The sequence below is a fragment of the Pseudomonas sp. W2Oct36 genome, from assembly GCF_041060465.1.
Taxonomy (GTDB): Bacteria; Pseudomonadota; Gammaproteobacteria; order Pseudomonadales; family Pseudomonadaceae; genus Aquipseudomonas; species Aquipseudomonas graminis_B.
The window spans coordinates 309943-325041 of sequence record NZ_JAUERW010000003.1 but is presented as its reverse complement, the minus strand read 5'-3'; the positions used below and the strand labels follow the sequence as shown (position 1 = coordinate 325041).

Here is a 15099-nt window from a genome sequence, read left to right as displayed (position 1 = left end):
CACAAGGACGACCATGTGAACGCTGTCAGTAAATCGATTCTGGTGGTCGACGATGACCAGGAGATTTGCGAGTTGCTGCAAGCCTACCTGAGCCGTTCCGGTTTTCAGGTGCGCACGGTTGGCGATGGGGCCGAGTTTCGACAGGCATTTAACGCAGAGGCCAGCGACCTGCTGATCCTTGACGTCATGCTTCCCGACGAAGACGGCTTCAGCCTGTGTCGCTGGGTCAGGCAACATCCGCGTCAGCCGCATATTCCCATCATCATGCTCACCGCCAGCTCCGACGAAGCCGACCGCGTCATCGGTCTGGAACTCGGCGCCGATGACTACATGGCCAAACCCTTCAGCCCCCGTGAACTTCAGGCCCGGATCAAGGCCCTGTTGCGTCGTGCCCAGTTCGGCCAGGAGCGCAGCGGAGGTGAAGTGCTGGTGTTCGATGAATGGCGGCTGGACATGGTCAGTCACCGGCTGTTCCACAACGACGGCGAAGAGGTGATTTTGTCGGGCGCCGATTTCGCGCTGCTCAAGCTGTTTCTCGACAACCCCCAACAAATTCTTGATCGCGACACCATCGGCAACGCCACCCGTGGCCGTGAGCTGATGCCGCTGGAGCGCATCGTCGACATGGCGGTGAGTCGTCTGCGTCAGCGCTTGCGCGACACCGGCAAGGCACCGCGATTGATCCGCACCGTACGAGGCAGCGGTTACCTGCTGGCAGCCAATGTGCTGCCGCAAGCCGGCAACGGCTACTAGTCCTTGATGGTGACCGACAAGAAGCGCCGCCTGCCGGTGCCGCGCTCGCTGCTTGGGCGCATGCTGTTGCTGACCTTGCTCGCCGTGTTGCTGGCGCAAACCCTGTCCAGCCTGATCTGGCTCTCGCAACTGCGCGCCACGCAGATGGAGGGGCTGGTCACCAGTGCCCGCAGTCTGGGTTTCTCCATGGCGGCAAGCGTCAGCTACTTTCGCTCGTTGCCTGTCGCGTTTCGGCCGCTGGTGCTCGATCAGTTGCGCAGCATGGGCGGCACGCGTTTCTTCGTTTCCCTCAACGATCGCCCTCTGGAAATGCAGGTGCTTGAGCCCACCGCGCGCAAGACGGCAGTGATCGATGTGGTCGGTCAGGTGCTGCGGCAGAACCTCGGCGCCGACCCGGACATCCTCGTGCGCTTTGTGCGTCCCGAAGACCTGCGTATTTTCAACAGCGGCTTGAGGCTCGATGAGCTGCCACGATCGTGGGCCCATTACGCGCTGACCCTCGAACCGGTGAACCCGCCCGTACTGGTCACGCAGATCGAACTGTCGCCCGGCGAATGGCTGTACATCGCCTCGCTGCTGCCCGAGCCCTACACCATGCTCGAGTCGGAAGGTCTGCCCTCGCAGCAAGTCTGGTTCATCGCGCTGACCAGTCTCTTTCTGCTGGTCTTCATCGGCCTGCTGGTGCACTGGCAGAGCGGCCCGCTCAAGCGTCTGGCCCATGCTGCGCGGGATCTGTCGTTGGGGGCCGACGTCGAACCGGTGGTGGAGGGCGGCGGCAGTGAAGTGGTGGAAGTGACCCGCGCGTTCAATACCATGCGCGATCGCATCAGCCGTTACCTGACCGAGCGCGGCCAATTATTCAGTGCAATTTCCCACGACCTGCGCACCCCGATCACTCGCTTGAGACTGCGCGTCGAGCTGCTCGAAGACGAGCAGATGCAGGCCAAATTCACCCGGGATCTGGATGAACTGGAGCTGCTGGTCAAAGGCGCATTGCAGTGCGTGAAGGACACCGACATTCACGAGAACATCGAGCCGGTCGACCTCAACCACGCGCTGGATTGCCTGATCGAGCCCTATCTTGCCCCTGACGGCGCGGGCCGGGTCACGTTGCAGGGCAAGGCGATGTCGATGTACTACGGCAAGCCCCTGGCACTGCGCCGCTGCATGGGCAACCTCATCGATAACGCCATCAAATACGGCGACCGTGCGCACCTGTCCGTTGAAGACGACGCTGACGCGTTCATCCTGCATGTCGAAGACGAGGGGCCGGGTGTGCCGGAGCAGCGAATGGAACAGGTCTTTGAACCGCACTTCCGGCTGGCCGGCAAACACCAACAGGGCTACGGCTTGGGGCTCGGCATCGCCCGCAATATCGCCCATAGTCACGGCGGCGAAGTGACGTTACAGAACATGCGCGAGGGCGGCCTGCGGGTGACGCTCTATCTGCCGCGTGGCGTTGAGTAATCCAGTCCCTTTGTTGAATGTCACAGCCTTGTGACATTCGCGCATCCCTTCGTTACCGTCCGCTCCGGGCCCTTGGTTAGAATCCACGCAGCGCAAGCGCCACGACTTGCACATGCATAACAACAAGAAAGGTCAGATATGAATTCGATTTCCCGTCTCGCTGCACTTATTTCCCTCGCCTCCTTGTTCCCTCTGAGCGCCATGGCGGCTGATGCCAAAGGCACGGTTGAAGTGGTGCACTGGTGGACGTCCGGTGGCGAAAAAGCTGCTGTTGATGTGCTCCGCGCGCAAGTTGAAAAAGACGGTTTCACCTGGAAAGACGGCGCTGTCGCAGGCGGCGGTGGTGCAACCGCTATGACCGTGCTCAAGAGCCGCGCCGTTGCTGGCAACCCGCCTGGCGTTGCCCAGATCAAAGGCCCGGACATTCAGGAATGGGCCTCCACTGGCCTGCTTGATACTGACGTGCTGAAAACCGTCTCCAAAGAGGAGAAATGGGACAGCCTGCTGGACAAGAAAGTCTCCGATACCGTGAAGTACGACGGTGATTACGTGGCCGTGCCGGTGAACATCCACCGCGTCAACTGGCTGTGGATCAACCCGGAAGTCTTCAAGAAAGCCGGTATCGAAAAAGCCCCTACCACCCTCGAAGAATTCTACGCAGCGGGCGACAAGCTCAAAGCGGCAGGCTTCATCCCTCTGGCCCACGGTGGCCAGCCTTGGCAGGACAGCACTGTTTTTGAAGCCGTCGTTCTGTCTGTCATGGGCGCCGATGGTTACAAGAAGGCACTGGTCGATCTCGACAACGCTGCGCTGACGGGCCCTGAAATGGTCAAGTCGCTGACTGAGCTGAAGAAAGTCGCGACCTACATGGATGCCGACGGCAAAGGCCAGGACTGGAACCTGGAAGCCGCCAAAGTCATCAACGGCAAGGCCGGCATGCAGATCATGGGTGACTGGGCCAAGAGTGAATGGACCGCCGCCAAGAAAGTCGCCGGCAAGGACTACGAGTGCGTAGCGTTCCCGGGCACCGACAAGGCGTTCACCTACAACATCGACTCCCTGGCTGTGTTCAAGCAGAAAGACGCGGGCACTGCTGCCGGTCAGCAGGACATCGCCAAGGTCGTGTTGGGTGAAAACTTCCAGAAAGTCTTCAGCATCAACAAAGGCTCGATCCCTGTTCGCAACGACATGCTGGCTGACATGGGCAAGTACGGTTTCGACTCGTGCGCCCAGACCGCTGCCAAGGACTTCCTGGCTGACGCCAAAACCGGCGGCCTGCAGCCAAGCATGGCGCACAACATGGCCACTACGCTGGCCGTTCAGGGTGCCTTCTTTGACGTCGTGACCAACTTCATCAACGACCCGAAAGCCGATCCGGCCGACGCGGCGAAGAAGCTGGGTGCTGCGATCAAGTCTGCCAAATAAAGGCCAGCGACTAGCGGCAGGCTGCAACTCTCAAGCTGATCGATGATTGGCTTCTGACTTGCAGCTTGAGGCTTGCAGCTTGAGGCTTGCGACTTGCGGCCGCTTTCACTTTTTATTGGATTTTCACCATGAGTTCTGTTGCTGTGTTCAGCAAAGCCTCGCCGTTTGATGCACTGCAGCGCTGGCTACCCAAACTGGTGCTGGCGCCCAGCATGTTCATCGTATTGGTGGGCTTCTACGGCTATATCCTGTGGACGTTCGTTCTGTCGTTCACCAACTCGACTTTTCTGCCGACCTACAAATTCGTGGGTCTGGCGCAATACGCGCGGTTGTTCGACAACGACCGCTGGTGGGTAGCGAGCAAAAACCTCGCGGTGTTCGGTGGCATGTTCATCGGCATCAGCATGGTGGTGGGCGTGCTGCTGGCGGTCTTTCTGGACCAGCGCATCCGCCGCGAAGGCTTTATCCGCACCATTTATCTGTACCCGATGGCGCTCTCGATGATCGTCACCGGTACGGCCTGGAAATGGCTGCTCAACCCAGGCATGGGCCTGGACAAACTGTTGCGTGACTGGGGCTGGGAAGGCTTTCGCCTGGACTGGCTGATCGATCCGGACCGTGTTGTGTACTGCCTGGTCATCGCTGCCGTATGGCAGGCGTCGGGCTTCATCATGGCGATGTTCCTGGCGGGCCTTCGCGGCGTCGACCAGTCGATCATCCGCGCCGCGCAGATCGACGGTGCGAGCATGCCGAAAATCTACTGGAAGGTTGTGCTGCCAAGCCTGCGTCCGGTGTTCTTCAGTGCGGTCATGATTCTGGCGCACATCGCCATCAAGAGCTTCGACCTGGTCGCTGCCATGACGGCCGGTGGCCCGGGCTATTCATCCGACCTGCCGGCAATGTTCATGTACTCGTTCACCTTCAGCCGTGGCCAGATGGGCATGGGTTCGGCCAGCGCGATTCTGATGCTGGGCGCGATTCTCGCCATCCTTGTGCCTTATCTGTATTCCGAGCTGAGGGCCAAGCGCAATGACTAGTCTCGCCAATAAGCCCGCCCTCAGCCTGAGCCGCGTCGCGATTTATGCGGTGCTGATTATTGCCGTATTGCTTTATCTGGTGCCGCTGGTGGTCATGCTCTTGACCAGCTTCAAATCGCCGGAGGATATCGGTAGCGGCAACCTGCTCAGCTGGCCGACCGAAGTCACCGCAATCGGCTGGATCAAAGCCTGGGCGACGGTAAAAGGTTATTTCTGGAACTCGTTCCTGATCACCGTTCCCGCGGTGCTGATTTCCACCACCATTGGTGCGCTGAACGGCTACGTGCTGTCGATGTGGCGCTTCCGCGGTTCGCAGTTGTTCTTCGGCCTGCTGCTGTTCGGCTGCTTCCTGCCGTTCCAGACCGTCCTGCTGCCTGCGTCTTTCACCCTTGGCAAGATGGGCCTGGCCAATACCACGACGGGGCTGGTGTTCATTCACGTTGTCTACGGTCTGGCGTTCACCACACTGTTCTTCCGCAATTACTACGTCAGCATCCCAGAAGCACTGGTGAAGGCTGCACGTCTTGACGGTGCCGGCTTCTTCACCATCTTCCGTCGGATCATTCTGCCGATGTCGACGCCGATCATCATGGTCTGCCTGATCTGGCAATTCACTCAGATCTGGAACGACTTCCTGTTCGGTGTGGTGTTCTCCAGTGGTGATTCGCAGCCGATCACGGTCGCGCTGAACAACCTGGTCAATACCAGTACGGGCGCCAAGGAATACAACGTTGATATGGCGGCGGCGATGATCGCCGGTCTGCCGACCCTGCTGGTCTACGTGGTCGCAGGCAAGTATTTCGTGCGCGGGCTGACGGCCGGCGCAGTCAAGGGGTAATCATGGCAACGCTTGAACTACGCAATGTAAACAAGACTTACGGGGCCGGTCTGCCGGACACCCTGAAGAACATCGAACTCTCTATCAAAGAAGGCGAGTTCCTGATTCTGGTCGGCCCTTCGGGCTGCGGTAAGTCGACCCTGATGAACTGCATCGCCGGGCTGGAAAACATTACCGGCGGCGCGATCATGATCGGTGATCAGGACGTCAGCGGCATGAGCCCGAAGGATCGCGACATCGCGATGGTGTTCCAGTCCTACGCGCTGTACCCGACCATGAGCGTGCGCGAGAACATCGAATTCGGGCTGAAGATTCGCAAGATGCCTCAGGCTGACATCGATGCCGAGGTGGCGCGGGTTGCCAAGCTGCTGCAGATCGAACACCTGCTCAACCGCAAGCCGGGGCAACTGTCCGGTGGTCAGCAACAACGTGTGGCCATGGGCCGGGCGCTGGCCCGTCGTCCCAAGATCTACCTGTTCGATGAGCCGCTCTCCAACCTCGACGCCAAACTGCGCGTCGAGATGCGGACCGAAATGAAGCTGATGCACCAGCGGCTCAAGACCACTACGGTTTACGTGACCCACGACCAGATCGAAGCAATGACTCTGGGCGACAAAGTGGCGGTCATGAAGGACGGCATCATTCAGCAGTTCGGCACGCCGAAGCAGATCTACAACGATCCGGCCAACCTGTTCGTGGCGAGCTTCATCGGCTCGCCGCCAATGAACTTCATCCCGTTGCGCCTGCAGCGCAAGGACGGTCGCCTCGTCGCACTGCTCGACAGCGGTCAGGCGCGCTGCGAGCTGCCGATGAGCATGAACGACGCCGGTCTCGAGGACCGTGAGGTGATTCTGGGCCTGCGTCCCGAGCAGATCGTGCTAGCGTCCGGTGATGCTGCAGGTCTTCTGCCGACGATTCGCGCTGAAGTCCAGGTGACCGAGCCCACTGGCCCGGATACGCTGGTATTCGTTACCCTCAACGAGAGCAAGGTCTGCTGCCGTCTGGCGCCGGATATTGCACCTGCTGTGGGCGAGACCTTGACGCTGCAGTTCGATCCGGCGAAGGTTCTGCTGTTCGACGCGAAAACCGGCGAGCGCCTGGGCGTGCTGGCACCGAGTCAGTCGGTGGAGAACATGGGGAATGTCACGCGGCTCAACCGCAACTGATCCCGACGTGCAGGAGCACTGCACAAACGAGCACCTGTGACGGGTGGATGTCTGCCGTACAAAACCCGTCATGCACACGATGTACGTGGTTACAACGCTGTTCAAAAGCTAATAACAATAAAACGAGGATCCAAGGGATGAAAAAGGTACGTAACAAGTCGCTTAACCAGTTTCAGCTGATCGGTGGGTTGTCTGTCCTGAGCGCGTTGACGGTTTCCGGAACGGCGTTTGCAATGGAGCCCTTCAAAGCCAGCGAGCACATGACCGGTGACTGGGGTGGTCTGCGTCAAGAGCTGTACGACAAGGGTTACGACTTCCCGATCGAGTACGTGGGCGAAGCCGCCTCCAACCTCAACGGTGGTTATAACGACGACCGGACCGGCCGCTACAGCGACCAGTTTGCGTTTGGCGTTCAGATGGACCTGCAAAAAATCCTCGGCTGGCACGACGCAGAGTTCAAGCTCGCGATCACCGAGCGTAGTGGCAACAACATCTCCAACGACCGTATCGGCGATCCGCGTGCCGGCACGCTCAGTTCCTCCCAGGAAGTCTGGGGCCGTGGCCAGACCTGGCGTCTGACCCAGATGTGGGTCAAGCAGAAGTACTTCGACGGCAAGCTCGACATCAAGGTCGGCCGTTTCGGCGAAGGCGAAGACTTCAACAGCTTCCCTTGCGACTTCCAGAACCTTTCGTTCTGCGGCTCGCAGGTCGGTAACTACGTCAACACCTGGTACAACTGGCCTGTCAGCCAGTGGGCTGCACGCGTGAAGTACAACATCACGCCTGAGTTGTTCGCCCAGATCGGCGTCTACGAGCAGAACCCTTCGTACCTCGAAACCGGCAACAGCTTCAAACTCAGCGGCAGCGGCTCGAAAGGCACCGTCGTACCGGTTGAAGTGGTGTGGTCGCCAAACGTCAACTCGCTGCCCGGCGAATACCGTCTGGGCTACTACGTGAGCAACCCGAGCGCTGACGATCTCTACGAGAACGAAAACGGTCAGCCTCAGGCAATCGCTGGCGGTGACTTCAAGTCCCACAAAGACAAGCACGGCTGGTGGGTCGTGGCTCAGCAACAGCTGACCGCTCACAACGGCGACGCATCCCGTGGTCTGAGCATTTTCGCCAACGCGACGGTGCATGACAAAGCCACCAACTTCGTCGACAACTACCAGCAGGTCGGCTTCGTCTACAAAGGCCCGTTCGATGCACGTCCGAAGGATGACATCGGTATCGGCGTCGCGCGTATCCACGTGAACGATGATGCCCAGGACAACCGTCGTCTGGTCAACGCCGTCAACGGTATCGAAGACTACGACAACCCAGGCTACCTGCCGATCCAGAAGACCGAATACAACTCGGAAATCTACTACGGCGTGCACGTCACCGACTGGCTGACCGTGCGTCCCAACCTGCAGTACGTGAAGAGCCCGGGCGGTGTGGACGACGTCCAGAACGCACTGGTTGCCGGCATCAAGATTCAATCGAAGTTCTAACTTAAAGCGGACGCTCCTCCGCGCTCCACAAACGATCAAGGGTCGTGTGTGCTTTACGGGCAGCCTGGCTGCCCGTTTTTTTTCCGCTATTTATTCCGCAGCAATGGCTCCGCATTCGGAGCATTTTTTCTCGCGTGACGAGTGACCGCTATCTGGAGCGCTACAACGATGCCCTTCAGGGATCCCGGCTCAACCGAGCATCCTCTCCAGCGTTTCTTCACCTCGGTGCGACCGCAACCGACCTTTCAGTGGGAACGCTACCAACAGCGTGATGTGCTGGTGATCAATCATGCGCAGTGCCAGGCCGTGTTCAGCCGGCAGGGCGCTCAGCTGTTGCATTTCGAACCTGCCGGGCAGAGACCCTGGCTGTGGTGCGCCGCGCACTGGCCTCTGGTCGGCGCGATCCGCGGCGGCGTGCCGGTCAGTTGGCCCTGGGTCGGGCGTCATCCCGGCGAGAGCGGCTGGCCGGCCAATGGCTGGGGTCGGCTGCTTGACTGGAAGCTGGTCGAAAGCCACGAGCACGAGGCGGGCGTGACATTGCGCTGGCAACTCAAGCTGTGGGACTGGCAGGCGGATCTCTACGCCGAGCTCGGCCAGGCGATGGACCTGCGCCTTGAAACGCGGCACGACGACAGCGAGCCTTGTCACTTCGGCCATGGCTTGCACGCCTACTGGCGCATCAGCGATGTGGCGGACGTCGCGTTGCGTGGGCTCGATGGTGCGCACGGCTATGACGAACTCAGCCGCAGCGCCTGCGAGCAGCGGGGCGAGCTGCGGGTACAGGGCAGTTGTCAGCGGGTGTTCGAGCACGCCGGCATGCTTGAGCTGCAGGACGACGCCTGGCAGCGGCGTTTGAACATCGACACCGGCGACAGCGACAGCACGGTGGTCTGGCACCCGGGCAACCGACCGTTGCTGGGCGTGGGTGGCGATGAAGCCATGGGTTTTTTGCGGGTCGAGGCGGCGTCAGGTGTGGATGATTGCCTGAGCCTGGCCCCTGGGCAGCACGCCAGTTTGAGTCTGCAGGCCAGTCTGGTTCACTGACCTGTCCCGACGCCTGTCTTGACAGGGTTCCGTCCGTCGATCAGTTCAATTCATCGTCCGCCGGATAACGGCTCGCGTTCAGGCTTTCCTTGATCTTGCGCAGGTGCGGCTGGAAATCGACGCCCCGACGCAGGGTCATGCCGGTCGCCAGCACATCCAGCACTGTCAGTTGGACGATCCGCGAGGTCATCGGCATATAGATGTCGGTATCTTCCGGCAGCGGAATGTTCAGGCTCAGCGTGCTGGCTTTTGCCAGTGGCGAGTCGGCAGCGGTCAGTCCCAGCACCGACGCGCCATTTTCACGGGCGATGCGCGCCACTTCCACCAGCTCGCGGGTGCGTCCGGTGTAGGAAATGATCACGAACAGCTCGCCGGTGTGGGCCACCGAGGCCAGCATGCGCTGCACCAGCACGTCGGCGTGGGCCGTGACGGCGAGATTGAAACGGAAGAATTTATGCTGCGCGTCCAGTGCCACCGGCGCCGAAGCCCCGAGGCCGAAGAAGTGAATCTGCCGCGCCTGAATCAACAAGTCCACCGCTTTGCTGATCAGGTTGGGGTCAAGCACCTGGCACACGCTGTCGAGGGACGCGATGGCACTGCCGAAAATCTTGCGGGTGTAGGCCTCCGGGTTGTCATCGGCTTCCACCGCGCGGCTGACGTAGGCGGCGCCGCTGGCCAGGCTCTGGGCCAGTTGCAGTTTCAGCTCTGGATAGCCGCTGACATCGAATGAGCGGCAGAAGCGGTTGACCGTCGGCTCACTGACCTTGGCGGCCTGGGCCAGCGCAGCGATGCTGAACCGGGTGGCCTGCTGCGGATTGCTCAGAATCGCCTCGGCGACCTTGCGCTCGGCCTTGTTCAGCTCTTCCAGACGACTCTGGATCTGCTCCAGAAGATTGCGTACGCGGTCCATTGTTTGTCCTTCTGATGAAACGTCGACAGGCGGGTGAACAGGCCTTTATTTGAAGAGTGGGAATTGGGCCTTTAGCCTGTCGCAAAGGTGGCCTATCGTACTGAGGGCCTGTGGTGATCACCACTCTAATGTGGTTCTAGTGGGAATGTTGTGGTTATTACTACATTCGGCCTTGAGTAACGCCTTTAAAAAAGGTATTTGTAGCTTAACTTGATAAAAGAACCAACATTATGCTCTCGATTACGGTTGAACCGTGCACTTTTGCGTTGTTTGGCGCCTTGGGTGACCTGGCGGTACGCAAACTGTTTCCTGCGTTGTACCAGCTTGATCGAGCTGGACTGCTGCATGCCGAGACCCGAATTATTGCGTTGGCCCGTGAGCCGGGAACTCCTGAGGAGCACTTGGCCTACATTGATAAAAGCCTGCGTCGCTTCGTCCCCGAGGCGCAGCTTGAGACTGAGCACGTGGAGCGTTTTCAGGCCCGCCTGAGTTACCTGCACGTGGACTTCCTCAAGGGCGAAGATTACGTCGCGCTCGCCGAAGCGGTGGGCGACGCGCCGACCATGATTGCCTACTTCGCGACGCCGGCGTCGGTCTACGGCGCCATCTGCGAAAACCTCGCGCTGGTCGGCCTTACCGATCGCACCCGGGCGGTGCTGGAAAAACCCATCGGCCATGACCTCGCGTCGTCCCGTCGCGTCAATGACGCCGTTGCCAGGTTCCTGCCTGAAACCCGCATCTACCGGATCGACCATTACCTGGGCAAGGACACGGTGCAGAACCTCATTGCCCTGCGTTTTGCCAACAGCCTGTTCGAGACGCAGTGGAACCAGAACCACATCTCCCATGTGGAAATCACCGTGGCAGAGAAGGTCGGCATCGAAGGGCGTTGGGGCTATTTCGACCAGGCCGGTCAACTGCGCGACATGATCCAGAATCACCTGCTGCAGCTGCTGTGCCTGATCGCGATGGACCCGCCCAGCGACCTGTCGGCCGACAGCATCCGTGACGAGAAGGTGAAAGTGCTCAAGGCACTGGCGCCGTTCACGCCGGAGCGTCTGGCCACCCAGGTGGTGCGCGGTCAATACATCGCCGGTTACAGCGACGGCAAGCCGGTGCCGGGTTATCTGGAGGAAGAAAACTCCAACACCCAGAGCGACACTGAGACGTTCGTCGCCATTCGTGCCGACATCCGTAACTGGCGTTGGTCGGGCGTGCCGTTCTATTTGCGGACCGGCAAGCGCATGCCGCAGAAGCTGTCGCAGATCGTGATCCACTTCAAAGAGCCGCCGCATTACATCTTTGCGCCCGAGCAGCGCTTGCAGATCAGCAACCGCCTGATCATCCGCCTGCAGCCCGATGAAGGCATCTCGCTGCAAGTGATGACCAAGGATCAGGGCCTGGACAAAGGCATGCAGCTACGCAGCAACCCTTTGCAACTGAGCTTCTCCGACGCCTACCGCAGCGCCCGTGTGCCGGACGCCTACGAGCGGTTGTTGCTGGAGGTCATGCGTGGCAATCAGAACCTGTTTGTGCGCAAAGACGAAATCGAATACGCCTGGCAATGGTGCGACCAGTTGATCGCTGGCTGGAAAAAGGCGGGCGATGCGCCCAAGCCTTACCCGGCCGGTTCCTGGGGGCCGATGAGCTCCATTGCTCTTATTACGCGTGACGGGAGGTCCTGGTATGGCGATATGTGAACTTGAATTTCCGGCCGGTCTAAAGGCCCACGAATTCGATAACCCTGAAGTGCTGGCGAACGCGCTGGCCGATCAGGTGGCCGAGCGTCTGACGGCGGCAATTTCCAGCAATCCTCACGGCACGGCCACGTTGGTGGTGTCTGGCGGCAAAAGCCCGGTGGCGTTCTTCAAGGCGCTGGCGCAGAAGCCGCTCGAGTGGTCGAAAGTCTGCGTGAGTCTGGCTGACGAGCGCTGGGTGCCGACCGAGCACGCCGACAGTAACGAAGGCCTGCTCAAGCGTTTTCTGCTTCAGGGCCCGGCGGCCGAGGCGGGGTTCTTCAGCTTGTACCGTGCGACCACCACAGTGGATGAGGCCGCAGCCGCAACGGACGAGGCGCTCAAGGCGCTGCCGAAGATCGACGTGCTGATTCTGGGCATGGGTGACGACGGGCATACCGCGTCGCTGTTCCCCGACAGCCCGCATCTGAAGGAAGCGCTGGATCTCAACAGCGACCGTCGTTGCCTGCCCATGCTCGCACCGACCGTTCCTCATCAGCGCCTAACCCTGACGCGTCCGGTGCTGGCGTGCGCAGCGACCACCATCCTGTCCGTCTCCGGTCAGGCCAAACTCGACACATTGCGCGCGGCACTGGCAGGCGATGACCTTGCCGAAATGCCGGTACGCGCGTTCCTTAACCCGTCTCTAGAGATCTACTGGTGCCCATAAGCAAAGGATCAGCCGCCATGGAAAATACCCAAGTGAAACAGCCGTTGAATAGCATGGCGAGCAAGATTGCCCAGATCGACGCACTCTGCGCGAAAGCAAAGATTCTGCCGGTCATTACCATCGCCCGCGAACAGGATGTCCTGCCGCTGGCCGATGCCCTGGCCGCAGGAGGCCTGAACGCGCTGGAAATCACCCTGCGCTCGGAGTTCGGCCTCAAAGCCATCCGCATGCTGCGTGATGCGCGGCCTGAGCTGAGCGTTGGCGCCGGCACCATTCTCGACCGCCACATGCTCAAGGCGGCGGAGGAGGCGGGTTCACAGTTCATCGTCACCCCGGGCAGCACTCAGGATCTGCTGGAAGCTGCCGCACTGAGCGAATTGCCGCTGCTGCCAGGCATCAGCAGCGCGTCGGAAATCATGATCGGTTACGCGCTGGGTTATCGTCGCTTCAAGCTGTTTCCGGCGGAAATCAGTGGCGGTTTCGGTGCAATCAAGGCACTGGGCGGTCCATTCCCGGAAGTGCGTTTCTGCCCCACCGGCGGTGTCAGTGCGGCCAACCTGAAAAACTACATGGCGCTGCCCAACGTGATGTGCGTCGGCGGCACCTGGATGATCGATAACGCGTGGGTGAAGAACGGCGACTGGCAGCGGATTACCGACGCCACTGCCGAAGCCATCGCGTTGTTCGACTGAGTCTGGATTCGCCGGTTCAGGCGCACGTTTGGACAGCCCCCGTTCAACTGGGGGCTGGTCTACTGCTGAGCATGATCCGTTTATAGCGTCCCGCGGGGCGTTGCTGCAGAAGTCGTTGTTGCATGGCTTTTTTACGGTGTTCCTTGGTCGGGAACGCCGTTTTTTTTTGCGTCGTTTACACGCAATACATATGTACCGCACAGGCAGCGGCGGGAGCGCTTATCTTTGCCGCTCCTTTGTAGTTCGTTTCTCGATGGATTTACGGCGCCTTCGTCATGAAGGCGCCGTCTTTTTTCCACGATCCCGTCAGGGGCGTTGATCCCGGTGCAGCCTATAGAGCAGGGCTCACGCCAATGCGCGAAGTGCCGCGACCAGCTGTTCAACGTCCTTTGCCGACGTGGTGAATCCCGGCGTGATGCGAATGCACGTCCCGCAGGCCGAGCCTTCCCGCGTTACTGCAAAAATGCTGTGTTCATCGAGCAGGCGCTTGACCATGAGTTCCTGATCTGCGTGACGGATGAACCGAAATGACGTGATCCCGCAATACAGTCGCGGGTCGTCCGGCGTCAGCACCTCGATGCCTTCGATACTGCGCGCCTGAGTGACCCACAAGTCTCGCAGATACGCCAAACGTGCACCCTTGGCCGGTGCGCCCCCCATGGCGCGATGCTCGGCGAACACTTTGGGCAGGGTCATCAGGGCGGGGATGTTCGGCGTCCCGTAGGGCACGCGGCCGAGGATGTCGTCCGCACCGTAGCGCTCGTCTGCCATGTCGGGGTCGATGGCGCTCAGGCGTTCCTGCTTCACGTAAATAAAGCCCAGGCTCAGCGGCGCGCCTATCCATTTCTGCAGGTTGAAGCCGGCGAACGACACGCCAAGGTCAGCAAGCTCGAAATCCAGCAGGCCCAGGGCATGGGCGCCATCCAGAATGACTTCGATGCCGTGGGCCTTGGCCAGCTCGGCGATGGCCTTCACCGGCATCACCAGCCCGGTTCGGTGGGTGACGTACGTCAGCGCCACCAGTTTGAGCCGTGGGTGTGCAGCAAACGCCTCGCGGTAGGTCTGCAGCAGCCCTTCGTGGCTCGCGGGATGCTGGTGAGTGACTTCGATCACCTCAACGCCACGGTTCTTCGCCAGCCAGCGCATGCCGGTCTGGACGCTGTTGTAATCCAGGTCGCTGACCAGGACCTGGTCGCCTGCCACAAGGCCGTTGTAGTTGCGAATCAGCGCTTGCACCGACTCCGACGCGGAGCGGGTGAGGGCCACTTCGCGGGCCGGCACGTTCAGCAGATCGGCGAGGTCGGCGCGGATGATCTCGCTGTCTTCGGTATCGAACTTCTGCCGCACGTAGACCGAGTTGCTGCGATTGACGTACGCCAGGTTCTGCTCGTAATCCTTGAGTGCTGCGCGGGTCATGCGGCCGAAATAGCCGTATTCGAAATTCACCGGCCCCGGTTCGACGTCGTACTGCGCCGCGACCTGCTGCCAGAACGCTTCGTCCCGAGCCTGTTCATCCGCCCATTCCGTTATTGCGCATGCAGTGCTGTTCATCCGGCGGCTCGCTTTTATCAATGGATGTTTAGTTGAAGCGTATGGGTGTTTTCGACGGGCCCGGCCGCAGCGGTTCGCGAGGGCGGGTGCGCAGAGGATCCAGCAGCGCCGACAGGCCGTTGTGATCAATCTCGTGCATCAGTGCCAGCAGGCTGCCCAACTCGCCTGCCGGGAAACCCTTTCGAGCAAACCAGTTCAGGTAATCGCCCGGCAGGTCCGCCAGCAGTCTCCCCTGATACTTGCCGAACGGTATTTCGCGAGTCACCAACAGTTTGAGTCTTTCCGGGTTCATCCAAAAGCCGCTTATCCGTTCAAGT

At 60.3% G+C, this 15099-nt stretch carries 14 protein-coding genes; 11 read left to right on the top strand and 3 right to left on the bottom strand.

What is annotated here, in order from left to right; all coding sequences use genetic code 11:
• The first annotated feature begins 15 nt into the window (after positions 1–15).
• From QWI18_RS06855 to QWI18_RS06820, 8 genes are all read left to right on the top strand, one after another.
• Positions 16–753: a response regulator gene (locus QWI18_RS06855; protein ID WP_065992040.1), complete on the top strand. Its 738-nt coding sequence runs from the start codon at positions 16–18 to the stop codon at positions 751–753.
• Between the two features lie 6 nt (positions 754–759).
• A complete protein-coding gene (locus QWI18_RS06850; RefSeq protein WP_065993160.1) occupies positions 760–2220 on the top strand; it encodes an ATP-binding protein in 1461 nt (486 codons plus the stop codon).
• A gap of 138 nt (positions 2221–2358) precedes the next feature.
• Positions 2359–3645 (top strand): ABC transporter substrate-binding protein, encoded by a 1287-nt coding sequence (locus QWI18_RS06845; RefSeq protein ID WP_065992042.1) that lies wholly within the window; start codon positions 2359–2361, stop codon positions 3643–3645.
• Between the two features lie 128 nt (positions 3646–3773).
• The gene (locus QWI18_RS06840; RefSeq protein WP_037014845.1) at positions 3774–4682 is read left to right on the top strand and encodes a carbohydrate ABC transporter permease; all 909 of its coding nucleotides are present in this window, start codon (positions 3774–3776) and stop codon (positions 4680–4682) included.
• Positions 4675–5520: a carbohydrate ABC transporter permease gene (locus QWI18_RS06835; RefSeq protein ID WP_065992044.1), complete on the top strand. Its 846-nt coding sequence runs from the start codon at positions 4675–4677 to the stop codon at positions 5518–5520. Before QWI18_RS06840 ends, QWI18_RS06835 begins: the two co-directional genes overlap by 8 nt.
• A 2-nt stretch (positions 5521–5522) precedes the next feature.
• Positions 5523–6686, top strand: a complete 1164-nt coding sequence (locus tag QWI18_RS06830; protein WP_065992046.1) for an ABC transporter ATP-binding protein — start codon at positions 5523–5525, stop codon at positions 6684–6686.
• A gap of 137 nt (positions 6687–6823) precedes the next feature.
• Entirely contained in the window at positions 6824–8179 is a 1356-nt protein-coding gene (locus QWI18_RS06825) for a carbohydrate porin (RefSeq protein WP_065992048.1), read from the top strand.
• Positions 8180–8347: 168 nt separating this feature from the next.
• The gene (locus tag QWI18_RS06820) at positions 8348–9223 is read left to right on the top strand and encodes a D-hexose-6-phosphate mutarotase (protein ID WP_065992050.1); all 876 of its coding nucleotides are present in this window, start codon (positions 8348–8350) and stop codon (positions 9221–9223) included.
• 40 nt (positions 9224–9263) lie between these two features.
• Here the strand turns inward: QWI18_RS06820 and QWI18_RS06815 are convergent, their stop codons facing one another.
• Complete coding sequence (locus tag QWI18_RS06815; protein ID WP_065992054.1) at positions 9264–10133, bottom strand: MurR/RpiR family transcriptional regulator; 870 nt, start codon at positions 10131–10133, stop codon at positions 9264–9266.
• Positions 10134–10363: 230 nt separating this feature from the next.
• On the opposite strand from QWI18_RS06815, the gene zwf reads away from it, so the two are divergent.
• From zwf to QWI18_RS06800, 3 genes are read left to right on the top strand one after another with little or no spacing between them, the layout of a single operon-like run.
• Complete coding sequence (zwf, locus tag QWI18_RS06810) at positions 10364–11833, top strand: glucose-6-phosphate dehydrogenase (protein WP_296306117.1); 1470 nt, start codon at positions 10364–10366, stop codon at positions 11831–11833.
• The gene (pgl, locus tag QWI18_RS06805) at positions 11820–12539 is read left to right on the top strand and encodes a 6-phosphogluconolactonase (RefSeq protein ID WP_369318481.1); all 720 of its coding nucleotides are present in this window, start codon (positions 11820–11822) and stop codon (positions 12537–12539) included. Before zwf ends, pgl begins: the two co-directional genes overlap by 14 nt.
• Before the next feature lie 17 nt (positions 12540–12556).
• On the top strand, positions 12557–13231 hold the full coding sequence (locus tag QWI18_RS06800; protein WP_369318480.1) for a bifunctional 4-hydroxy-2-oxoglutarate aldolase/2-dehydro-3-deoxy-phosphogluconate aldolase: 675 nt from the start codon (positions 12557–12559) through the stop codon (positions 13229–13231).
• A gap of 345 nt (positions 13232–13576) precedes the next feature.
• Here the strand turns inward: QWI18_RS06800 and QWI18_RS06795 are convergent, their stop codons facing one another.
• Entirely contained in the window at positions 13577–14782 is a 1206-nt protein-coding gene (locus QWI18_RS06795) for an aminotransferase class V-fold PLP-dependent enzyme (protein ID WP_369318479.1), read from the bottom strand.
• A gap of 28 nt (positions 14783–14810) precedes the next feature.
• Complete coding sequence (locus QWI18_RS06790; protein ID WP_369318478.1) at positions 14811–15074, bottom strand: DUF3820 family protein; 264 nt, start codon at positions 15072–15074, stop codon at positions 14811–14813.
• Between the last annotated feature and the right edge of the window lie 25 nt (positions 15075–15099).

Coding starts and splice junctions, on each gene's coding strand:
- QWI18_RS06850 (WP_065993160.1), top strand. CDS start 760: ATGGTGACCGACAAGAAGCGCCGCCTGCCGGTGCCGCGCTCGCTGCTT.
- QWI18_RS06845 (WP_065992042.1), top strand. CDS start 2,359: ATGAATTCGATTTCCCGTCTCGCTGCACTTATTTCCCTCGCCTCCTTG.
- QWI18_RS06840 (WP_037014845.1), top strand. CDS start 3,774: ATGAGTTCTGTTGCTGTGTTCAGCAAAGCCTCGCCGTTTGATGCACTG.
- QWI18_RS06835 (WP_065992044.1), top strand. CDS start 4,675: ATGACTAGTCTCGCCAATAAGCCCGCCCTCAGCCTGAGCCGCGTCGCG.
- QWI18_RS06830 (WP_065992046.1), top strand. CDS start 5,523: ATGGCAACGCTTGAACTACGCAATGTAAACAAGACTTACGGGGCCGGT.
- QWI18_RS06825 (WP_065992048.1), top strand. CDS start 6,824: ATGAAAAAGGTACGTAACAAGTCGCTTAACCAGTTTCAGCTGATCGGT.
- QWI18_RS06820 (WP_065992050.1), top strand. CDS start 8,348: ATGCCCTTCAGGGATCCCGGCTCAACCGAGCATCCTCTCCAGCGTTTC.
- QWI18_RS06815 (WP_065992054.1), bottom strand. CDS start 10,133: ATGGACCGCGTACGCAATCTTCTGGAGCAGATCCAGAGTCGTCTGGAA.
- zwf (WP_296306117.1), top strand. CDS start 10,364: ATGCTCTCGATTACGGTTGAACCGTGCACTTTTGCGTTGTTTGGCGCC.
- pgl (WP_369318481.1), top strand. CDS start 11,820: ATGGCGATATGTGAACTTGAATTTCCGGCCGGTCTAAAGGCCCACGAA.
- QWI18_RS06800 (WP_369318480.1), top strand. CDS start 12,557: ATGGAAAATACCCAAGTGAAACAGCCGTTGAATAGCATGGCGAGCAAG.
- QWI18_RS06795 (WP_369318479.1), bottom strand. CDS start 14,782: ATGAACAGCACTGCATGCGCAATAACGGAATGGGCGGATGAACAGGCT.
- QWI18_RS06790 (WP_369318478.1), bottom strand. CDS start 15,074: ATGAACCCGGAAAGACTCAAACTGTTGGTGACTCGCGAAATACCGTTC.